General features: G+C 69.2%; 16 protein-coding genes. 2 read left to right on the top strand and 14 right to left on the bottom strand.

Annotated features, from left to right (window positions below):
* Positions 1-17 precede the first annotated feature (17 nt).
* Positions 18-926 carry an NAD(P)-dependent oxidoreductase gene (locus ACZ4EF_RS26020; protein WP_467506531.1) on the top strand — a complete coding sequence of 303 codons (909 nt, stop codon included), beginning with the start codon at positions 18-20 and terminating at the stop codon, positions 924-926.
* 40 nt (positions 927-966) lie between these two features.
* Here ACZ4EF_RS26020 and ACZ4EF_RS26025 read toward each other — a convergent pair whose 3' ends face one another.
* The 8 genes from ACZ4EF_RS26025 to ACZ4EF_RS26060 form a co-directional block, all read right to left on the bottom strand.
* Positions 967-1,959 carry a GNAT family N-acetyltransferase gene (locus tag ACZ4EF_RS26025; RefSeq protein WP_401307660.1) on the bottom strand — a complete coding sequence of 331 codons (993 nt, stop codon included), beginning with the start codon at positions 1,957-1,959 and terminating at the stop codon, positions 967-969.
* 251 nt (positions 1,960-2,210) lie between these two features.
* Positions 2,211-3,110 carry a dihydrodipicolinate synthase family protein gene (locus tag ACZ4EF_RS26030; RefSeq protein ID WP_467506532.1) on the bottom strand — a complete coding sequence of 300 codons (900 nt, stop codon included), beginning with the start codon at positions 3,108-3,110 and terminating at the stop codon, positions 2,211-2,213.
* A 28-nt stretch (positions 3,111-3,138) separates the two neighbouring features.
* A complete protein-coding gene (locus ACZ4EF_RS26035; protein WP_467506533.1) occupies positions 3,139-4,758 on the bottom strand; it encodes an N-acyl-D-amino-acid deacylase family protein in 1,620 nt (539 codons plus the stop codon).
* A complete protein-coding gene (locus ACZ4EF_RS26040) occupies positions 4,751-6,049 on the bottom strand; it encodes an NAD(P)/FAD-dependent oxidoreductase (RefSeq protein ID WP_467506534.1) in 1,299 nt (432 codons plus the stop codon). Before ACZ4EF_RS26040 ends, ACZ4EF_RS26035 begins: the two co-directional genes overlap by 8 nt.
* A gap of 170 nt (positions 6,050-6,219) precedes the next feature.
* Positions 6,220-7,995: a dipeptide ABC transporter ATP-binding protein gene (locus tag ACZ4EF_RS26045; RefSeq protein WP_467506535.1), complete on the bottom strand. Its 1,776-nt coding sequence runs from the start codon at positions 7,993-7,995 to the stop codon at positions 6,220-6,222.
* A 110-nt stretch (positions 7,996-8,105) separates the two neighbouring features.
* The gene (locus tag ACZ4EF_RS26050) at positions 8,106-8,972 is read right to left on the bottom strand and encodes an ABC transporter permease (RefSeq protein WP_355335169.1); all 867 of its coding nucleotides are present in this window, start codon (positions 8,970-8,972) and stop codon (positions 8,106-8,108) included.
* Positions 8,969-9,907: an ABC transporter permease gene (locus tag ACZ4EF_RS26055; protein ID WP_467506536.1), complete on the bottom strand. Its 939-nt coding sequence runs from the start codon at positions 9,905-9,907 to the stop codon at positions 8,969-8,971. Before ACZ4EF_RS26055 ends, ACZ4EF_RS26050 begins: the two co-directional genes overlap by 4 nt.
* Before the next feature lie 93 nt (positions 9,908-10,000).
* Complete coding sequence (locus ACZ4EF_RS26060) at positions 10,001-11,548, bottom strand: ABC transporter substrate-binding protein (protein ID WP_355335174.1); 1,548 nt, start codon at positions 11,546-11,548, stop codon at positions 10,001-10,003.
* Between the two features lie 320 nt (positions 11,549-11,868).
* Between ACZ4EF_RS26060 and ACZ4EF_RS26065 the strand changes: the two genes are divergently transcribed.
* Positions 11,869-13,509: a PucR family transcriptional regulator gene (locus ACZ4EF_RS26065; RefSeq protein WP_467506537.1), complete on the top strand. Its 1,641-nt coding sequence runs from the start codon at positions 11,869-11,871 to the stop codon at positions 13,507-13,509.
* 9 nt (positions 13,510-13,518) lie between these two features.
* Here the strand turns inward: ACZ4EF_RS26065 and ACZ4EF_RS26070 are convergent, their stop codons facing one another.
* The 6 genes from ACZ4EF_RS26070 to ACZ4EF_RS26095 all read right to left on the bottom strand — a co-directional run bounded on the left by ACZ4EF_RS26070 (position 13,519) and on the right by ACZ4EF_RS26095 (position 21,125).
* The gene (locus ACZ4EF_RS26070) at positions 13,519-14,361 is read right to left on the bottom strand and encodes a M55 family metallopeptidase (protein ID WP_391162758.1); all 843 of its coding nucleotides are present in this window, start codon (positions 14,359-14,361) and stop codon (positions 13,519-13,521) included.
* A 75-nt stretch (positions 14,362-14,436) separates the two neighbouring features.
* On the bottom strand, positions 14,437-15,540 hold the full coding sequence (locus ACZ4EF_RS26075) for a P1 family peptidase (protein WP_467506538.1): 1,104 nt from the start codon (positions 15,538-15,540) through the stop codon (positions 14,437-14,439).
* Positions 15,524-17,215, bottom strand: a complete 1,692-nt coding sequence (locus ACZ4EF_RS26080) for a CocE/NonD family hydrolase (protein ID WP_467506539.1) — start codon at positions 17,213-17,215, stop codon at positions 15,524-15,526. Before ACZ4EF_RS26080 ends, ACZ4EF_RS26075 begins: the two co-directional genes overlap by 17 nt.
* Entirely contained in the window at positions 17,212-18,888 is a 1,677-nt protein-coding gene (locus tag ACZ4EF_RS26085; RefSeq protein WP_391048026.1) for a CocE/NonD family hydrolase, read from the bottom strand. Before ACZ4EF_RS26085 ends, ACZ4EF_RS26080 begins: the two co-directional genes overlap by 4 nt.
* Positions 18,888-19,907, bottom strand: coding sequence for a 1-aminocyclopropane-1-carboxylate deaminase (locus tag ACZ4EF_RS26090; RefSeq protein ID WP_467506540.1), 1,020 nt, complete (start codon positions 19,905-19,907; stop codon positions 18,888-18,890). The genes ACZ4EF_RS26085 and ACZ4EF_RS26090 overlap by 1 nt, the downstream gene beginning before the upstream one ends.
* Positions 19,908-20,072: 165 nt before the next feature.
* Positions 20,073-21,125, bottom strand: a complete 1,053-nt coding sequence (locus tag ACZ4EF_RS26095; protein ID WP_391162765.1) for an alanine racemase — start codon at positions 21,123-21,125, stop codon at positions 20,073-20,075.
* Positions 21,126-21,217: the final 92 nt, after the last annotated feature.

Consider the following 21,217-nt stretch of genomic DNA (forward strand, 5'->3'; position numbering starts at 1 on the left):
TCTCCGAGCATGAAGAGGTGAACGAACAACAGCACGGCACCACCAGGCAACACAGCAATGTCACCGTGATCGGACTCGGCCCGATGGGCCAGGCGATGACCCGTACCCTCCTCGCCGCAGGCCACCCGGTCACCGTCTGGAACCGCACCGCCGACCGGGCCGACGGCGTCGTCGCCGACGGAGCGGTCCTCGTACCGACACCCCGCGAGGCGGTCGAGGCAAGTGACCTCGTGATCCTCAGCCTCACCGACTACCAGGCGATGTACGACATCCTCGACAGCGCCACCGCGTCGCTCGCCGGCCGGACACTGGTCAACCTGAGCTCCGACACCCCTGACCGCTCACGCGAAGCGGCATCCTGGGCGTCGGCCCACGGCGCCACCTTCCTCACCGGTGGTGTCATGGTCCCGGCACCGATGGTCGGCACGGACGCGGCCCACGTCTACTACAGCGGCCCCACCGAGGCGATGGAGAGCCACCGGCCGACACTGGCGCTGCTCGGCGCGCCGACGTATCTGGGCGTGGATCCAGGTCTCGCCCAGATGATGTACCAAGCCCAGCTCACGGTATTCCTCACCACCTTGTCCGCACTGATGCACGCCACCGCGATGCTGGGCACCGCGGGAATGACGGCCAAGGAAGCACTGCCGGAGTTGCTCTCCTCCGCCGACTCGATCGGCGCCATCCTCAGGGCCGGCGAAGCGACCCCCGGCACCGCGCTGGACGCCGGAGAACACCCCGGCGGGCTCAGCACGGTCACCATGATGGGCGCGACATCCGACCACATCGTCGAAACCAGCACGTCACTCGGCCTCGACCCCGCGCTCCCCCTGGCCGTCCAGGCCCACTACCGCCGCGCCATCGACAACGGCCACGGCAGCGACAACTGGACCCGCATCATCGACAGCATCCGAAAGCCGCACTGACCCCACACGGCACCGTCGTAGAGGGGTATTTGAGGGAGCATCAGTTCGTCAGCACGACCACCAGCATCGCCAGCCAGCCCAGTGAGACGAAGACGGGAAGCAGCACCATCACGAGACCGGTCGGGGACGCCTGGAGCCACCCTGATCCCGGCTCTGTCAGCCGGCGTCCCACTATCCGCTGCCCGCCGTGCCACGCCATGTGCTCTTCCAGCTCCACGACCGTGCTCTTGCGGGTCTGCAAATAGCGGCGTCCATAGCGCAGCATGACGGCGAACGCCAGCCCGGAAACGAACCCGATCACCGTGATGACCGCTCCGACGCCCCGGGCCACTTCCTGTGACTGCGCGCCCTCTTTGCCGAGGGTAAACGCCAAGGTGGCCGCGAGGCCCGCGGTGATGTAAAGGAAGTTATTGAGCTTGTTCCAGTTGAGGAGGTCCTCATGCTTGTATAAGTCGACCGCGATCTCGTACTGGGTCTGCAACATCGACTCACGCGGCTTGCGCGAGACCCACACCACGCGCAGACGGCCGTCCGGCGGTCGCAACCGTGTCAGTTCCTCGAAGCCCAGCTTCCGGTGGAATTGGCTCGACGCCTCATTGAGCGGCTCGTTGACCACCGCGGCGATCACCGGGTTGGCCGTCCAGCGCTCCAGCACATGGTGGTACAGGCGTGACGCGACGCCCTGCCGCGACGCGTCACGGGCCACGCACACCTGCTTGATCACCAGGAAGCTGCCGAGCGTGGTCTTGATCCGGTGGTTCAACCACTCGTCAGGTTCGATCTGGGCGTCGCTGTAGGCCAGGAGGAATCCCAGGACGTCGGTTCCCTTGACGGCCACGTAGAAGTGCTCGGCGCTCACCAGTCGCCTTTGGTACATCTCGTCGGTGTACTCCGACACCAGGAATCCGTCTCGGCTGGCCTCCACCGGGTCGATTCCGTCCAGATTCCTGGACTGTGCCAACGCGAAGATCATCGGGACATGCGCCGAAGTCGCCCGCACGATCTCGATCCCCGCTTGGTCAGGCGCGGTCACGCGCTCACCTCCCACTGAACAGGCGTTCACAGGGCTCCGCGGAAAGCGTGTCCTGACAGCCCGTCGGATGCAAGAGCGCATGAAGTGGCGTCATGGCGAAGCGAATTCGGCCGGTCCCGGCTCAGGACCCGGCGCAGTCGCATCCGAGGCGTCGGCTGCTGCTCCGCCGGGCACCTGTGACCGGCCCGAGGCGTTTGCGGTGCGAGACGACCACGCCGGTGGTGATGTACGAGGTCGATGTGAAGAACCCCTTAGCGGGCCAGGTCGATCCCGGCTTCGCGGAGGAGCCGGGCGAAGGTGGTCGCGTGCTCGGGGGTGAGGGGGAGGGCCGGGAGTCGGGGGGGTCCGCTGGGGACGCCGACCAGGTCGAGGCCCGTCTTGATCGCGCTTGCGTACGGGTGCGCCTCGAGGAATTCGCAGATCGGAAAGATCTTCGTCCACTGCTCCCGTGCCTCGGCGATGTCGCCGCGGACCGCGAGGGTCTCGTAGAAGTCCGCGCACAGTTGAGGGATGACGCTCGCCGCTCCCCAGACTCCCGCCCGCGCGCCGGCGGCGATGCCGGAGAACGTGAGGGTGTCGTAGCCGTTGAGCGGCTGGATGACGTCCGCGTAGTGGTGAAGGACCGTGGCGAACTTCACCGCGTCACCCCCGGTGTCCTTGAACGACGTCACGCGGGTGCTCCGGGCGAGCTCGGCCAACCGCCCGGCCGAGATGTCCAGTCCCGTGGCGTCCGGCAGGTTGTAGAACATGATGTCGATGTCCACCGCGTCGGAGACGGCCCCGTAGTGCGCCACGACCTCCTTCCAGCCGAGAGCGCCGTAGTAGGGGGGCACGATCATGACCGCCGTCGCACCGGCGTCAGCCGCGTGCCGGGTGAGGTCGATCGTCTCGCCGGTGGTCAACGCTCCGGTGCCCACGACGACGGGCACCCGACCGTCCACAGCCTTCAGGTAGAGGTCCGCGACCTCCTTCCGCTCCGCGTTGCTGAGCGTCGTGAATTCGCCGGTGCTGCCCAAGGGCACCACGCCGTGCACGCCCGCACCGACGATGTGCTCGACCTGGCGACGGACTCCCCCGGCGTCGACGGTCGAACCGTCAGCGCGAAAAGGGGTCACCACTGCCGCGAGTATGCCGCTGAACGGCGTTGTCATCGCTCTCCTTCGTCGTTCGTCGACGGGTTCACCGGGCTCGGAAGCCGCTCGTCGTCGGCCGGGTCCCGCGTCGTAGCGCGCGCCCGCCGAGCTCGTCGGTCGGCTTTCCCCCGCGGAACGCGACGACGCCGTTGATGATCACGTGCCGCATCCCGTCGGCGTACTGGTGCGGGTGGGAGTAGGTGGCGAGGTCCCGGACCCTGTCGGGCTCGAAGATCGCGAGATCCGCGAAGGCGCCCTCGCGGATGACGCCGCGGTCGGTGAGACGCAGCGTCCGCGCGGGCAGGCTGGTCATCCGTCGGACGGCGTCCTCGATCCGCAGGACGCCGTCCCTGACGTACGGACCGAGAACGCGGGCGAAGGACCCGTAGGCCCGCGGATGCGTCGGAGCGTCGGTGTACGGCGGAGAGGCCGTCCACGCTTCGGCGTCGGAACAGACCGAGACCCATGGGCTCCGCAGCGCGAGACGGACGTTCTCCTCCGTCATCTCGAACAGCGCGATGATCATCTGCGAGTCCGCCACGACGATGTCCAGAAGCGTGTCGAGCGGATCCGCGTCACCGCGCCGCGTCGCGACCTGCGCGAGTGTCATGCCGTTCCACTCGGAGGTGTTGCCGCCCAGGAGCAGGATTCCGTCAGCGCCGCCCGCGCTCTTGTAGCAGTTGTCCCAGTCGGCGCCCGGGGCCCGGATGGCCTCCTTGACCGTTTCCCGGAAGTCCTCATGCGCGAGCTTGCCGCGCAAAGCGTCCGGGCCGCCGTCGTGGAATCGTGGGGGGATGCACGCGTCAAGGCCGGTAGCGCCCGCCTCGTACGGATAGACGTTGGCCGTGACGGCGAGGCCGCCGGCCCTGGCTTCCTCGATGCGCTGGATCGCGGAGGCCATCAGGGGCCAGTTGTCCCGGCCTGCCGCCTTCAGGTGGTAGACCTCGGCCCGCGCTCCCGACCTCTCGGCGATCCCGATGAGCTCGTCCAGGCTTTCGAGCAGGGAGTCGGACTCGTTGCGGATGTGCGAGATGTAGAGCGCGTCGTGCTCGGCGAGCACTTCCGCGAAGGCGGTCAGCTCATCGGTCGAGGCGTACATGCCCGGGGCGTAGATGAGAGCGGAGCCCAGACCCAGCGCGCCGTCCGCCAGTTCTTCGTCGAGGAGCCGGCGGGCGGCGGCCAGCTCGTCGGGCGTCAGCGGACGGTCTTGCGGACCGGCGAAGGCCATGCGGAGGTTGTCCGCCCCGACGAAGCTCGCGACATTCGGTCCGACGCCCGCGTCGGCCATGTGGTTCAGGAAGTCGTTGAGCCGCGGCCATTCATGCCGGACGTGGGTTCGCTCGGCGTAGTCCTTGGCGATGGCGCGCATCCGGCCCTCCACGGGGCCGAGCGAGTAGCCTTCGCCGAACACCTCGGTCGTGACGCCCTGGTAGAGGTCGGAGAGACCTCGGGGGTCACGCTGGAGCGACTCGTAGGCCTGGCTGAGCACGTTGATGAAGCCGGGCGCGACCAACGCGCCGGCGGCGTCCACCTCGGGCACGTCGGTGTCGGGGACCTCGCCGACGTGAACGATCCGGTCACCCCGGACCAGTACGTCCGCGCGTCTGAGCGGTGCGCCGGTGCCGTCGGCGACAAGGCCGCCGCGCACCACCAGATCACTACGCATCCCGACTCCCCTCCTGGGCCCTCATCGTCTTGCGCGTCTTCCCGCGGGCGAACCGCTGCGCCGAGAAGGGCCCGGTACGACCGTCGTCCCCCGAGGCGATCGCCTCTGCGAGGTGCACTCCGGCGGCCGGTGAGATCGTCATGCCGAGCATCTGGTACCCGGTGGCGACGAACACGTTCGAGTCCGGCGCGAGCCTGCCGATCATGGGGAGGCCGTCAGGAGCCACGGGGCGCAGACCCGACCAGGCGGCCGACTCGTCGGTCCACGGCCCGAGGAGGGCCTGAGCCGAGCGCCGCATCGCCCTGACGCGCCGTGGGGGGATGCGGGTCGGTGAGTTGGTGAAGTCCATCGCCCCGGCGACGCGAAGGGTGCCGCCCATCGGCGAGATCGCCAGGTGCGTGTCGAGGGTCTGGATCGCCTGCCTCGGCATCCGCCCCGGCCGGACGTCGAAGCTGTAGCCCTTGCCGCCGATCACCGGAAGGGGATGGCCGATCGAGCGTGCCAGCGCGGTGGTGTTCACTCCCGCCGCGAGAACCACGTGGTCGGCCTCGTACGTACCGCGGTCCGTGCGCACCGCTCGCACCCGTCCGCCTTGCGCGTGGAGGTGCTCGACGGGCTCGTGCTCGCGGATCTCGACACCTGCGGCGACCACCTTCTCGATCAGCGCCGCCATGTAGGCGTGGGGAACGATCTGCCAGTGGTTGCCGATCAACGCTGCCGCCTGGCCTCGTGGCACCGTAGGGTCCAGGTCCTGGACCGCGCTGCCCGTCAGGACCTCTGTCGTGGCTCCCTGCCCGAACTTGGCCAGCGGCGCGATCTTCTCGATGAAGTGCTCGATGTCCGCGGGGTTCTTGGAGACGGTCAGGAGACCGGTCTTGTCGAAGTGCTCGTCGAGGCCGAGCCGTTCGATGAGCTTGAAGGACGGGTACCCGAGCGTGGACAACGCCGCCAGCCCGTCGGAGTACGACCGGTCGTTGCAGTAGCGCGCGAACGTCGCGATCCAGGGTCCGAGGCGCAAGAGGGCCGCGGGCGAGAAGTGGAGCGCGGAATCACGCCGGGTCAGGTCCTTGAGGCCGTGCATGATGATGCCGGGCTCGGGCACCGGCCCGGCCTGGGCGGGGCATATCCAGCCCGCGTTGCCCCAGGACGCGCCGGCCGCCGCGGCACCGGCGTCGAGCACCGTCACGCGCATTCCGACCTCGGTCAGCGCCCAAGCCGTCCACAAGCCGGCGGCGCCGGCGCCAACGACCACGCAATGCTCGCCATTCACCACTATCGGCAGCCCTTCCACTCGTGTGCGTCAGTTGCTCAAGGAGGGACTTTGCCAAGGCTTCCGGACGCGTTGTTCGTTCATTCGGACCAGAAAGCCGGATGATCATGTCGGCCCGGACAGACGGGCCGGGCGCGGCGCGCCGCGGCGAACCGGCGGATTTCGCCGCGGATCGCGCGCGTATCGGCCGGTCAGACCTCGGTCGACACGGGTGCGTCGATCCAGTCGGCGTCCGACCGGGGGATCGACCGCAGCAGCTTGATCGTGTACGGATCGGTCGGATGGTCCAGGATCTGGTCCACCGGACCGGATTCGACGAGCCGTCCGCGGTACATGATGCAGACGCGCTCGGTGATCTGCCGCAGCATCGAGAGGTCGTGCGTGATGAAGACGAAACCGACTCCGCGTTCGCGCTGGAGCGTCGCGAAGAGGTTGATGATCTGGGCTCGCACCGAGACGTCCAGGGCGGAGACGGGTTCGTCGCAGACCAGGAGCCGTGGGTTGACGGCTAGGGCCCTGGCGATCGCGACGCGCTGACGCTCTCCGCCGGAGAGGGCCGACGGCCTGCGTTGCGCGTACGAGGCCGGAAGACCGACCGTCTTCAACAGGTCGGCCACCGCGCCCGAAGCGTGCTTGGTGGCGCTCTCGTGCGACCTGATCGCCTCGGACAGTGCCGAGCCGATGCTCCGCATCGGGTTGAGGCTCGCGTAGGGGTCCTGGAAGACCATCTGCACGGTTCCGCGAAGGCGACGGAGATCCGCCGCGCTCAGCCGCGACCAGTCGTGCGCGGGAATGCCGTCGATCATGATGTCGCCGCTGGTGCACCGCTCGAGTCCCAGCAGCGTGCGAGCGAGGGTGGTCTTGCCGGAACCGGACTCCCCGACGACGGCGACGCTCTCCCCCTGGTTCACCTGTATCGACACCCCGGCGAGCGCGTGGACGGTGCGCTGCCCGACGCGGAACTCCTTGCGCAGGTCCCGGATGTCGATCAGCGGCCGCTCCGCCCGTACGTCTCGCACCGGAGCCTCCACGACGTCGATCCTGGCCCGCTTCGCCGCCATGTCGGAACTGATCTCCGGCAGGCGGACACAGGCCGAATACCGCAGGTCGGCGACCTCGATCAGTGGCGGCGGTCCCTGGCGGCACTGGTCCGTGACCCACTCGCACCGGGTGGCGAAGGCACAGCAGCCCGTGGTCTCCCGGGCCTTGGGGACCGACCCCGGGATGGAGGGGAGTTCGGCGACCCGACGGTCGACCGACGGTTCGGCCAGCAACAGGCCCTGGGTATACGGGTGCAGCGGCTTGGCCTCCAGATCGGAGCCGGGCGCGACCTCGATGAGCGATCCGCCGTACATCACGTAGACGCGGTCGCACATCGCGAAGGCCACCCGCAGATCGTGCGTGATCAGTACGACGCTCATTCCGCGCGACTTCTGGACACCGCGCAGGAGGGTGAGCATCTCCTTCTGGGTCGTGACGTCCAGAGCCGTCGTCGGTTCGTCCGCGATCAGGATCTTCGGGTCGCGGGCGAGCGACGCGGCCACAGCGACGCGCTGACGCATGCCTCCGGAGAGCTGGAACGGGTACCGATCCGCTACCGAGGGGTCGGTGAGTCCGACCTCGGCGAGCCGGCGGTTGACCTCCGCCCTGCGTTCGGACCGCGGCGGGCGCCGACGGCCCTCCCAGATCAGCGACTCCTCGATGATGCGCCCGCAGCGGAACACGGGGTTGAGCATCGTGAACGGGTCCTGGAGTACGAGCCCGATTTCCCGTCCTCTGACGTGACTCCACTCGCGTTCCGACAGCTCCAGCAGATTGCGGCCGTCGTACTCGACCTCGCCGCGCGCGACGAGCGATCCGGGCAGGAGACCCATGATGGCGCGGGCGGTCATGGTCTTGCCGCTTCCGGACTCGCCCACGATCCCGATCGTCTCCCCCGCGGACAGGTCGAGTCCGAACGACGTCACGATCGGGTGGGTACCGTCAGGACCGACCGCGTCAACGCCGAGGGCGCGCACTTTCAGGACCGTGTCCGAGGTCATCCCTCGCGTCACGCGGTCCGACTGTTCGGGGGCCATTACTTGCTTCCTCCACGACTCGAGAGCGCCTCGTACATCCAGTCGCCGATGATGTTCATCGAGATCGCCGTCGCCACGATCATGACGCCGGGCCCGAGCGCCGCCGCGGGGTTCTCGAAGAGCAGGCTGGTTCCGTCCTTGAGCATGAGACCCCAGTCCGGCGAACCGGCGTCGACCCCGAATCCGAGGAACGACAGTCCTGAGAGCGTCACGATGGCGCCGGCGAAGGTCAGGAACGCGTTGGCGACGGCGGTCGCGGAGACGTTGGGCCAGATGTGGAAGAGCATGATCCGTCGGTTCGACAGGCCCAGCGCACGCGCGGCTTCCACGTAGGGCAGGAGCGCCTGCTCCAGTGTCGCGCCTCGGATGACGCGTGTGTCGAAGGGGATCGTCAGCACGAGAAGGAGCGCCACCGCCATCCAATAGCCGCCGCCGAACGCACCGGCGACAACCACGATGACGAGAAGTCCGGGGAGCGCCCACATGAAGTCGACCCAGCGCATGACGACCGCGTCGACGGCACCTCTCTTGTAACCGCTCCACAGACCCAGCAGGTTGCCGATCAGCATGGAGCCGACGGTGATGACCAGCGGGCCGATGAACGCGGTGCGTGTTCCGGCGATCAGTCTGGAGAAGACGTCCCGGCCGAGTTCGTCCGTGCCGAGCCAGTGCCCGGCGCTGGGCGAGGCAAGGACGTCCGAGACGTTCTGGGCGCCGGGGTCCTGGGGGGCCAGGACCGATCCGAGGACGGTCATGACGACGACCCCGACCACGATCACCAGGCAGGCCAGTACGGTCCAGGACGGGCGCGCCGAGCGACGCGTCGGCCTGGCGGGATCTTCGAGCTGCGGGACTGCGGCACTCATGCGGTCGGCCTTCCGTGCCTGATGCGTGGATCCGCGGCCAGGTAGAGCATGTCTGCCGCCAGGTTCGCGAACATGATCAGCGCGGCCACCAGCAGCGCGATGGCCTGGAGTGTGGGGAGGTCCTGGCTCGACGCGGACCGCACGAGCAGGTCGCCGATCCCCGGGATCGAGAAGGTGACCTCGACGAGGACCGCTCCGGTGGCCAAGGACGCGAGCAGGGGCACGCTGACCGTGATCACGGGGATCATGCCGTTGCGCAGCGCGTAGAACAGGAACACCCGGCGGGACGACATCCCGCGTGCCCGGGCGAAGGTCACGTAGTCCTGGTCGAGCACCTTGATCATCACGGCCCGCGTGTGTTTGACGATGAGCGCGACGCCGGAGATCGCGAGCGCGAGCGCCGGAAGGGTCAGGTGCCACAGTTTGTCGACGAAACCGCTGCCGGCCCCGAAGACCGGGAACCATCCGAAAAGGACCCCGAACACGTAGAGCAGGGCCACGGCGCCCACGAAGACCGGTGTGCTGAATCCGACGATCACCGACGCCACGATCCCGCGGTCGACGAACGTCGACTTCTTCACCGCCGCGGCCAGCCCCAGGGGGATTCCGATGAGCATGGTCAGCAGATAGGCCACGCCCGCGAGGAGCAGGGAATTCGGCAGCCGCGCCTTGATCTCGTCCGTGACCGGAAGCGTCGAGACCGACGAGTTTCCGAAATCGAACCGGACGGCGTCCTTCAACCAGATCCAGTACTGGGTGAGGAACGGGTCGTTCAGGTGGTACTGCTGCCGGAGCAGCTCCTCTGTCTCGGGAGTCCGCCTCCGGGTGCCGAGCAGATTGCTCACGGCGTCGCCGGGCGTGATGTACAGCAGAGAGAAGATGACGAACGAGATCAGGACCAGCATCGCGGCGCACACCAGGACCCGACTCAGCACTAGGAAGAAAATTGCTCGTGTTTGCATCGTTGCCTTTTTCTCGTTGGGGCTCGCGGCCCACGCGGCCGGCGTCACCGCGGCCGCGTGGCACCGTCACGACGCGGGCTTGACCTGCGCCACCCACGCGGCCGGACCGTAGGCCGAGGAGAACGGGTTCAGCTCGGGCCACGTGAAGGTGTCCGACAGCGCCAGGACGTTCTCACCGAGGTAGAGCGGGATGTAGGGAACGTCCTGCGCGGCGAGCTTGTCCAGGGCGGAGTACGCCTGGAACCGTCCCGCCCGGTCGGCCGTGGAGATCCCCGCGTTGACCAGCTTGTCGGCCTCCGGATTGCTGTACGCGGCGTAGTTCGCGTAGGCGATGTCCGCCTGCGAGCTGTCGAGGAGATAGCTGGCCGTGGTGTTCGGCTCCTCCGAGCAGTCAAGTCGCTGGATCGTGAGCTGGATCTTCTTCTTGGCCGCTCCTTCGCCGACGCGCTGGGTGTACTGGGCCTCGGAGAGGACCTTGACGTCCAGCTCGATGCCGGCCTTCGCCACCATTCCGGCGATGGCCTGAGCGATCTTGGGGCGGATTCCGTCGTCGGGAACCTCGAAGGTTCCCTTGACGCTGCCCGGGTGGCTCGACTTCGCGATCTCTTCCTTCGCCTTGGACACATCGAACGCGTAGGGCGGGAGCGAGCCGATCATGGTGTCGATGTCCGCTTTGTCGGCCACCTTGGCCAGGACCTGGGCCGGGAACAGGCTGTCGTAGGTGACGGCGCCGTCGCCTTCGGCGGCGGCGAGGCCCTTGCGGTCCAACGCGTAGGCGAAGGCGCGCCGGACGTGCACGTCGTCCCACGGGGCGACCTGGGTGTTCAGTGACATGAACGTCTGCTTGCACCCGGGGACCTTTACCAGTTTCGCCTTGGAGCTGGCGGCGAAGGCCCGCGGGTCCGCGAGCGGGTACGCGGCGTCGAGCTGGCCGGACCGGTAGGCGAGCGCGGCGCTCGTCACGGTCTTGAAGGGCTTGACCGACACCCTCTGGATCGCCGGCTTGCCTCCCCACCAGTCCGGGTTGGCGGTGAGGTCCGCGCCTTCGGTCGGGTTCAGCCGGTCGAGCCGGTACGGCCCGGTCGCCATGGTCAGCGTGCCCGGCTTGCCGAAGTCGGCCTTGTGCTCGTCGTAGAACTTCTTCTGGAAGATGCTCGCTCCCACGCTGGCGAGGAGCGACAGGACGCTGGAATCAGCCTGCTTGAGCGTGACGACGACGGTGTTCGCGTCCCTGGCGGTCACGTCCTTCACGTTCACGAACAGCGACTCGTACGGGGACGGCGCCAGGCGCTCGTAGTCCAGCGAGGCGACCACGTCAGCGGACGTCATCCCGGTGCCGTCCCAGAACGTGACGCCCTTGCGCAGGTGGAAGATGTACGTGCGCGGGTCCGGGGTGTCCCACGACTCCGCGAGCCCCGGGGCCAGCTGGCCCTTCGGGTCGGCGGTGAGCAGGGCGTCGTAGACCGTGGCGAGAAGGTTGTTGCCCGAGGTCAGCGTGAGCGGGTCGATGCTGTCGAGGCTGTCCGCGACGATGCCCCACCGCAGGAGGTCCGCCCTGCCGCCGGTCGCTCCCGGCTTCTCGGCGCCGTTGCAGGCAGCCAGTAGCGCTGCCAAGCAGACAACGGTGGCGCTGACCGCCACGAGTCTGATGGACCGTTTACGCTTCATGACCCGTCCTCCTCGGGCCAGAGGTCCAGCCCCCAGCCGGTTGTGTGCCGCCCGTGTGATCAGGCTCACGGGTTTGGATGAGGCTATGGCCGTCGAACGGCGCGGACCTGGTGACGATCCGCCCAATTTTCCGCCTGGAATCGTTCAATGTAACGAAGGCGCACAACGGCCCGGCCACGCCTCGGTTTCGGTCAACGAACGGAGGCCGCGCGTTCGTTCGTTCTTCCCAAGACGCGCGGCGGAGCGTCCCGTAGACTCCGGCGGATATGAGCGAGACGTCCAAACCGCAGCGTGCGAGCTTGTCGAGGATCCTCAACGACCTCGGCGGTACGTTCCTCGACGTGGTCGTCGCCGACGTGAGTGCCCACGAGCAGGTCGGGGCCGTCGTCGTCCACGACCACGGACAGAACCACACGCTCCTGCCCAAGGCGCTGGTCCTCGGCATCGGGGTGTACGGCGCGTCCGACATCGCGGAGCTGCTGCGCCTTCTCGGGACACAGAGCGCCGCGGCCCTGATCGTGCGGGCGCCCGTGGACCGCGAGCCAGAGGTGCTCAACGCCGCCCGCGACGCGGGCGTCGCCCTACTCGCGCTGGCGGAGAACGCGGACTGGCTTCAGCTCGCTGACATGCTCCGGACCATCGTGGCCCAGGACGATGTCGGGGACGAGGTGACGAGCACCCTGGGCGGTGTCGCCGCGGGCGACCTCTTCGCCCTCGCCAACGCCGTGGCGGCACTGATCGACGCGCCGGTCACCATCGAGGACCGCCGGTACCGCGTGCTGGCGTTCTCGGGACGGCAGGACGAGGCCGACGCCGCTCGCATCCGGACCATCCTCGACCGCCAGGTGCCCGAGGTCTACCTCCGCGAGGACGAGGACCGGGGGGTGTTCAAGGCCCTCTACCAAACGGAGGAGCCGCTGTACATCGAGGCCTCCAAGATCAGCGAGAACGAGATCCCGCGCCTGGCCATCGCGGTGCGTGCCGGTGACGAGATCCTGGGATCGATCTGGGCGGCGGTCACCGGACCGCCGTCCACCGAGCGGTCGCAGGCCCTGGCCGACGCCGCGAAGCTCGTCGCCCTCCACCTGCTGCGCCGACGAGCCGGAGCCGACGTCGACCACCGCCTGCGCTCCGACCTGGTGGCCACCGCCCTCGAAGGCGGGCCCAAAGCCGCGCACGCGCTCGGCCGCCTCGGGCTGCTCGGGAAGACCGTCAATGTCGTCGCCATGGACATCGTCGACCACGGCGACGGACAGACCGATCCCTCCCGGCAGGCGAGGGAACGCCAGCAGTTGGCGGACGCGTTCGCGATGCACCTCACCTCGGTCGCGCCGCGGTCGGCGACGGCCCTGCTCGGCGACGTGTCGTACGGGCTGGTCTCGCTCACCGGGGACGCCGACCAGAACGAGCAGCGCGCCAAGCGGCTCGCGGCCGACTTCCTGAAGCGGACGGGCACGCGGGTGCCGGCCGTCATCGGCATCGGCACCGCGATCAGCGACCCGATCCGCTTGAACGAGTCGCGGACGCGGGCCGACCGTGCGCTGCGCGTACTGCGTACGCGAGGGACGGCGGGCACCGCGGCCACGATGTCAGAGGTGCACATAGACGCGCTGGTGCTGGAGCTCCAGGACTTGTCCTTGGCACGCCATGACCCGGTGACCGGCCCGTTGAGCCTGATCCTCGAGTACGACGAGCGGCGCAACGGCAGCCTCCTGGCAACTCTCAAGTGCTGGCTGAACGCCTTCGGCGACATCCACGCCGCCGCGGCCTCGGCCGGTGTGCACCACAACACGTTCCGCTACCGGCTCAAGCGGCTCAGCGAGGTCGGGAAGATCGACCTGGAGAACCCGGACGAGAGATTCGCGTTGATGCTCCAGATGCGTCTGATGAACCCCGCCGTCGAGTGATTCGCCGCGTCACGGCGAAGCGGTCGCCTGAGTGGCGACCACGTGCGCGGCCAGTGCTCCGGCGACGCTGACGAAGTCGTAGATCTCGTCGACGGTGGCGCACCGGATCCGCACGGTGTACTCCGACGAGCGCTCGGCCGTCGGAATCATGGCGATCAGATCAGCGCTCGTCGACAGCTTCAGGTCGATCTCCACCACCAGGTCGTGAGGGACGACCGGCGGCCGGATCGACGAATCCGCCACGGCTCGCGCCGCGCCTTCCCGGATGTGCGCCCTGGCGGTGGCCGGGGAAAGGGCGTCGGCCGAGTTGTAGGAGAGGTAGCGCTTGACCTCGACGCGGTGGACCGCCTCGACTCCGGCGAGACCGGCCGAACAGGTCCGGTCGTCTCCGGTGATGAGCTTCACCGGGACTCCGAACCGGCCGGCGTAGAGGGCGTTGACGTCTGCCTCGGACGCGGCCCGACCGTTGAGCCGGAGTTCCGACCAGAATCCGGTGAACGTGTGTGAGAGCACTCCGGGCGCTCCCGCGGCCGCGTGGTAGCCGATGAAGAGGGCCGCGTCGAAGTCGCCGTGCAGGCCGTGCACCATGCCGCAGGTACGGGGGCTGCCGTTGACGAGACGTGCACGCGGGTCCAGCAGGGCGGGCAGGATGTTGTCCATCGGCCCGTGGCTGTCCGCCACCACCACGTGGGTGGCTCCCGCGTCGAACGCCCCCGCCACAGCGGCGTTGGCCTCCTCGGTCATGAGCTCCTGGCCGCGTGCGTAGGTCCGGTGCCCGGGGACGGTGTTGTGCAGCCGCGAAACACCCGCGACTCCCTCCATGTCCACGCTGATGTAGACAGAACCGGCCATGAGACCGTCCCTTCTTCCTTGGTCTGACCCGGCCGTTCACCGGGTGGTTGCCAGCCGAACCGGGGGCGGCTTGCCTCAGGTCGCCGATGCGAAGGCCGCGAGGAGTGCGTCCGGCTCGAGCCCGTACGCCGTGAAGCCGCGCGCACCGGTCATCGTGGGAGCGGCGAGCATCGCGTTGATGATCGACTCCTCGGTGGCCTCGACGACGGCGCGGAACAGGTCGTCCAAGGCTTGGTGCGGAACCGCGGAATGGGGCGCCACCAGCGGGTGACCGCCCGCGTAGCCCTCGGTGGGCACGTTCTGCGGCGCCGTGGAGAAGGCGAGCATGATGTCACCGCTCGAGTCCTGGATGCCGCCGCCGACCCGGCCGATGCCGATGCTCGCCCTGGTCGCCAGCCGACGGCACTGGCCGGGCAGCAGCGGAGCGTCCGTCGCCACGATCACGATGATCGATCCGGAGCCGGGCGGCATGGGCGGGTCTCCGCCCGGCTGGGTCCGGGCCGGCAGCGGGACGTGTGCCAGGCGCGCGTCACGGCCCACGGGCCGGCCGTCGACCCTGAAGTCGGGGCGGGTCCCGTGGTTCGCCTGGACGAGCACGCCCACGGTCCAGCCGCCCGCGGACGCGTCGAGACGACGCGACGCCGTTCCGATCCCGCCCTTGAACCCGTGGCAGACCATGCCGGTTCCCCCTCCGACACTCCCCTCCTCGACGTCGGCGGACGCCGACTCGTAGGCCGCTCGGACGTGTTCGCCGGTGACGAACTGGGCGTTCCCGCTGTTGAAGGAGAGGTCCGCGGTCTCGCCCACCACCGGCAGGGAGAAGGCGTTGCGGAAGGTGTCGTGCGCCGTTTCGATCGCGACCAGGCTGTCCCTGACGACGCCGACGCTGTGGGTGCCCGTGAGGGCCAGGTCGGTCGTGAGCAGACCGCTCTCGCGAACCCACTCGAGACCTGTCATCTCACCGTTGCCGTTGAGCGTGGCGCAGCCCGCGAACAACGGATGTGTTCTGACGTGTCCCGGCCGTGGACGGATCACGGTCACGCCGGTACGGGCGATGACGTCGTCGTCGCGGATGACGGTCGCGTGACCGACGGTGACGCCGGAGACGTCGCTGATGGCGTTGCGGGGTCCTGAGGGAAGAATCCCGATCTCGATGCCGAGGTCACGGAGCCTGGTCATGGTTCTCCATTCGGTGGAGGGGGAGCTCGATCCTGCTGGGCAGGCGGGGCCCGTGGAAGACGGAGTGCGTACCGCGTTCGGCCTCCGTCGCACCGAGGTAGTCGGCGGAGCCGAGGTTGATCGCGTAGAGCGGGAAGAGACTGGAGGTCACCACGAGGCGCAGGGCGTGCCCCGGCTGGAGCTCGTGCGCCACGTCCGTCATCGCGATCCTGTAGCCGACCGGCGCACCTGTCCGGAACGCGGGCACCGATCCCGCGCGCACGGCCCCGTGTGCCAGGTGAACCGTTCTCGTCTCGCCCGGGAAGACGTCCTCGAGGGACACCATCCAGTCCGCGTCATCGCGATCGGTCCCGGCGAACAGATGGACCACCGGCGTGCCGCGGACGAGTGTGGGAACGTCGACGGTCGCCGCCGTGTACGTGAGCGTGTCGTCGCGGCTGGTCGCGAACGATGTCTCAAGGGTGAATCCCGCTGGGCCGGTCCGTGAGAAGGACCCGTGATCCGGCTGCCACGGAACGGGATTCCCGGGATCGTGGACGAAGTGATCGGCCGCCTCGCGGGGTGTCGCGTCGCGCGTCAGTCGTCCGGCCCCGATCCGGGTGTTCGCCCGCCCTTCGGAGGTCAGCCACAAGGTCTCGACCTCGTCGGCCACCGGCCAATGGTCGAGGTCTTCCCAGGCGTTGCGGCCCGTGACGAAGACGCGCACGGGGGCGGGAGCCCAGGACGACGGGTCGTCCCGCAGGTGGTGGTCGAACCACTCGAGGAGCAGTTCGTCGGGGTCGACGACGGAACGGGGCCCCCATTCGACCCCGCCGACGACGCTCACCGGTCTCCGGGTTCCGGCTGAGTCCCACGGGCCGATGACCAGCGAGTGCTCCCCTCCGGCGGAGGAGACGGTCTCCCAGTGCGCCATCGTGGCGCCCAGCCCGCTGTCCCACCGGCCGGAGACCAGGAGGGTCGGCGCGCTCGCATTCATCCCGCCGCCCACAGCCAGGCTGCTCCAGTACGGGTCCTGGGGGTCGAGGTGGGCGAGCCAGTCGGGCCACGGCGCGTCCGGTCTGCCCAGCGCTTCGTGCATGCCGGCCAGCGGCCTGCTGCTGAAGACCGACTTCCATGGCGGCGCGTCGACGGGCCCTCGTACCCGGCCACCGACGAGGTGCATCCAGAACAACCAGTCGAGTCGCACGGCACCGCCCCGCGACGGCAGGCCCTCGGCCGCCGCGAACGGGGACCACACGGCGAGCGCGTCCACCGGAGCGGCCGACGCGGCGGCGAGCGCCGCGAACCCGGCGTAGCCCGCGCCGAAGCAGCCGAGGCGGCCGTTGGACCCGGGAAGGTCACGGGCCCACGTGACGATGTCGGCGCCGTCTGCGGCCTCGTGGAGGAACGGCTCGAAATCCCCGTCCGAGTCACCCCGGCCCCGTACGTCACCCGCGACCACGATGTATCCGCGCGCGGCAAGGAGCTTGAAGCGGTCCGAGGGGACCTGCGGCGCCGTGCTCGCAGGAGGCTTCTGGTCCGCGCGGTTGTTGTCGTAGGGCGTGCGGGTGACGAGGACCGGGTGATCACCGGGGGCAGGCGGCATGTAGACGTCGACGGACAGGTCGACCCCGTCGCTCGCCTCGACCCGTACGTCGAAGCGGGAGCGCACACGGGAGACATCGGTGAACCTCATACCGCTCCCCCGCTGTTCTCGACGGGCAGGACGAGCCGCGAGGGGTGCTCCGGGCCGTGGTGAACGGTCACGCTCACCACGCGTGAATCCACGGCGTCGGCCCAGGGCTCACCGGTGCCGAGGTTGCGTGAGAAGGCGGGGAACGCGCCCGCGGTCACCGCGAGCGCGATGCGGTGCCCCGGCAGGAAGGTGTGGTGGAGCCAGACCAGCGGGATGCGCAGCCCGACGATCTCCCCGGGGCTGACGGGCGGTGAGCCGGGCCCGGACCGCATCGAGATCCGCTGTAGCCCGCACGACCCGAGCTCGCTGCCGACGAGCATCATCCGGCCGTCGGGATGGACGTCGAGCAGCAGAACGCTCAGGTCCGCGTCGGGCGCGTCCAGCGAGACGAAGACGTCCAGCTCGGCCTGGCCGCTCACGTGGACGGGCTCGTCCAGGGCCGGACCCGGGTAGACGAGGACGTCGGGGCGGCGCAGCAGGTAGCGATGGTCGTGGGGCGGGTCGCTCCAGGCGAACAGGTCGAGGTTGGTGAAGTCCCTGGCCGGGTTCTCCGGGTCGAAGACGTATGTGTCGCGGGCGGCTTTCTCCGGAGTCCGGGTGAGCCGGCCGTTTCCGCTCAGTGTGCGGGCGTCGCCGCCGCTGGCCAGGTACCAACTCGTCGGCTCGACCGCGGTGGACGGCCACTCGTCCAGGTCTTCCCACCGCATCGTCCCGGTCCGGAAGACCCGGCACGGGTGGGCATCAGCGGGTTCGTCGTCGTCCCTGAGGTGCCGTGCGAGGAAGCGCTCGACGTGTCCGACGGTGTCCATGACCGACGGGGAGACATCCAGTCCTCCCAGCACCGGGCTCGGCGAACGGTTCCCTCCGTGGTCCCAGGCTCCGATCAGGAGCTGGGCCCTGGCGCCCGCGGGCGACCGCGCCAGCCGGGCCCACGTCGCCATCGTGGTCTGGTCGTCCCACCAGCCGACGGTGACGAGCACGGGCAGGTCGAGGTTCGCCCAGTCGTCGTCGCTGAGCACGAACGCCTCGCCGAGGTAGTCGATCTCCCCGTCCACGTACTTCGGCCACCACCGTCCACCGGTGCCGACCTGCTCGTGGAGGGTGCGCAGTGGCAGGTGCCTGATGTTGTGCCCCCACGAGGGAGCGCCGTAGTGCTGTTGGGTACGTCCGGTCACCTGGTGGAACCACCAGCTCCAGTAGAGGTGCGGGACACCGGTGTTGAAGCTCGGCCGCGGGCCGAGGCCGGCGACTCCAATGGCCATCGGCGCGATGCACCGCAGGTGCGGCGGCCGGGCCCGAGCGGTCCACCACTGGGTGAGACCTTCGTAGCTGAGCCCGACCATGCCGACCCGGCCCGTGCACCAGGTCTGCTCGGCGACCCACTCGATGCTGTCGTAGCCGTCGTCGCTGTCCTGGACGAAGGGCTGGAAGTCACCGCCGGAGTCGCCGCGTCCGCGCATGTCGATCATGACGTAGGCGTAACCGGCGGCGACGAGCCGCCGCATCCAGATTCCCGGCTTGCGGTTGTACGGGGTTCGTGTCACCACCGCCGGGAACGGGCCGTCACCGGCCGGGACCATGATGTCGGCGGCCAGCTCGACGCCGTCGCGCATCGGGATCCGGCAGTTCCACAGGGCTCGGACCTCTCTCGTGCTCCCCCTCAGCGCGGGCATCAGAACGCCTTGGCGTACGCGTTCAGTGCCTGCTGGCCGCCGAGATGCGCGTACAGCACGTTCGAGTCCTTCGGGATGTCGCCGTCGCGGATCAGGTCGATGAGGCCCGCCATCGACTTGCCTTCGTAGACGGGGTCGATGATGATCCCCTCCGTCTTGCCGGTGAGGCGGATCGCGTCGAGGGTCGACCGCACCGGGACCCCGTACTCGTCTCCGGCCCAGCCCGGGAGCACGGTGATCTCGTCGTCCCGCAGGTCACGCCTCAGCCCGATGAGATCCGCGGTGTTCCGGGCGATCCGACCGACCTGGTCGACCGTCGTGTCGAGGGTGGCCGAGGCGTCGATGCCGATGACCCGGCGGGGTCGGCCGCCCGCGTCTTCGAGTGCCGCGAAGCCCGCGATCATGCCCGCGTGCGTCGAACCGGTGACGGTGCAGACCACGACGGTGTCGAAGAAGGTGTCGAGCTCCTGCTCCTGCCGGGCCACCTCGTACGCCCAGTTGGCGAAGCCGAGACCGCCGAGGCGGTGGTCGGACGCGCCGGCGGGGATGCCGTAGGGCTTGCCGCCGCGCTTCTCCACGTCGTCGAGGGCCTGCCGCCACGAGTCACGGAAGCCGATGTCGAAACCGGCGGGGTCGAGTCGTACCTCTGCTCCCATCACCCGGCTGAGCAGGATGTTGCCGACTTCGGTGCTCAGCGGATCGGTCCAGGAAGGCACCCAGTTCTCCTGGACCAGGACGCACTCCAGCCCGAGGTGGGCGGCGACCGCGGCGACCTGCCGGGTGTGGTTGGACTGGTGGCCCCCGATCGACACCAGCGTGTCGGCCCCTTGGGCCAGCACGTCGGGGATGAGGTACTCCAGTTTGCGGGTCTTGTTACCGCCGTAGGCCAGCCCGGAGTTGCAGTCCTCCCGCTTCATCCAGATCGAGGCACCGCCGAGGTGGGCGCTCAGACGTGGGAGCGGGTGCACCGGACTGGGGCCGAAGGTGAGCGGGTGGCGGGCGAAGTCCTCGATGGACACAGCGCGTTCTCCTTCGCGGATTGGCGATCGACGACGAGGCCGTCAAGGTGCCTCGGGCGATCAAACTGTCACTCCCCCGGCGGCCTCGTTTCGTGAATGAGACCGAACCTCGGGCGGGGATTGGTGTGGGTTCACCACACGGGGACCCGCGGCGCGGGAAGTCTGCTAGCTGTTGCGCCCTCGCGCGGCGACGGCCCAGGGGCGCAGGCCGCCTCCCTCGTCGATCCATAGCCGCTCGGCCAGGTTGACGGCCGCGCAGCAGTGGTTGGGCACCACCGCGACCTGGCTCCCCAGCGGAGGCAACGGGGCGCCGCCCAGGTCCACGACGGCGTGGTGCTCGGAGACGAGAACGATCCGGGCGTCCGGGTGGTCGAGCAGACGTCCTCCTCCGGTGTTGAAGGCAGCCTTGTCGGCGGCGAGCACCTTGCTGCCGGAGTCCAGGACCGCGCGGCCTCCGGCGTGGCTGACGACCGTCGCACGACAGGTCAGCGCGACGTCATCGGGATGCGTCGTCCCCAGCTCCCACTGCTGCGCGTCCCCGAAGACGTAGACGCCGGGGCGCACCTCGGTGACCGCCTCTGGCCGGGTGTCGGCCAGGCTCGGCGTCGATCCGCCGCTGACCACCGCGACCTCGATTCCGGCGTCCTCCACGGCCGCGCGCGCGACCGAGAGCGCTCGTGCCTCGTCTGCGGCGGCCGTCGCCCCGGCGTCCATGGCGTAGCTGTGTCCCGGAAACGTGAAGACTCCCGCGACCTTGGCACCCGAGAGCGCGGCGGCGGTCGCGACCAGGCCCGCGTCCGAGGGGCGGCAACCACTGCGGTGGTGACCGCAGTCCACTTCGATGACCACCTCCACGCCGAGGCGGCCGACCAGGTGACCCGCCCGGGCGGCGCCCTCGGCCGAGTCCACGCCGATCGCGATGCGGGCCCTGTCCGCCAGAGCGCCGAGCCGGCCGGCCGCCTGGCCGTCGATGTGCAGGGGGTAGGCGATGAAGAAGTCGGTCACGCCGCTGTCCGCGAAGACTTCCGCCTCACCGATCGTCGCCACCGTCAGTCCGACGGCGCCGGCCGCGATCTGGCGCCGGGCGATCCGGGGCGACTTGTGGGACTTGGCGTGCGGGCGGAGCGCGAGGTCGTTCGTCGCGGCCCACTGTGCGACTCGCCGGATGTTCCGGTCGAGCCGATCCAGGTCGACGTGCAGGTAGGGGGTGTTGGGCATGGCCGAATCCTCCTCGCCGCTCCGACGGCGTGATTGGTGAGTGGCGCCGAAGACAAGCGGCGCTCTTCGTACGGCCGGACAACGAATCCAGG

It is taken from the genome of Streptomyces sp. NPDC025721, from assembly GCF_055558595.1.

Bases quoted from the DNA above. Each gene is read 5' to 3' on its own strand.
- ACZ4EF_RS26030 (WP_467506532.1), bottom strand. From the start codon at position 3,110: ATGACAACGCCGTTCAGCGGCATACTCGCGGCAGTGGTGACCCCTTTT.
- ACZ4EF_RS26035 (WP_467506533.1), bottom strand. From the start codon at position 4,758: ATGCGTAGTGATCTGGTGGTGCGCGGCGGCCTTGTCGCCGACGGCACC.
- ACZ4EF_RS26050 (WP_355335169.1), bottom strand. From the start codon at position 8,972: ATGAGTGCCGCAGTCCCGCAGCTCGAAGATCCCGCCAGGCCGACGCGT.
- ACZ4EF_RS26065 (WP_467506537.1), top strand. From the start codon at position 11,869: ATGAGCGAGACGTCCAAACCGCAGCGTGCGAGCTTGTCGAGGATCCTC.
- ACZ4EF_RS26070 (WP_391162758.1), bottom strand. From the start codon at position 14,361: ATGGCCGGTTCTGTCTACATCAGCGTGGACATGGAGGGAGTCGCGGGT.
- ACZ4EF_RS26075 (WP_467506538.1), bottom strand. From the start codon at position 15,540: ATGACCAGGCTCCGTGACCTCGGCATCGAGATCGGGATTCTTCCCTCA.
- ACZ4EF_RS26080 (WP_467506539.1), bottom strand. From the start codon at position 17,215: ATGAGGTTCACCGATGTCTCCCGTGTGCGCTCCCGCTTCGACGTACGG.
- ACZ4EF_RS26085 (WP_391048026.1), bottom strand. From the start codon at position 18,888: ATGCCCGCGCTGAGGGGGAGCACGAGAGAGGTCCGAGCCCTGTGGAAC.
- ACZ4EF_RS26095 (WP_391162765.1), bottom strand. From the start codon at position 21,125: ATGCCCAACACCCCCTACCTGCACGTCGACCTGGATCGGCTCGACCGG.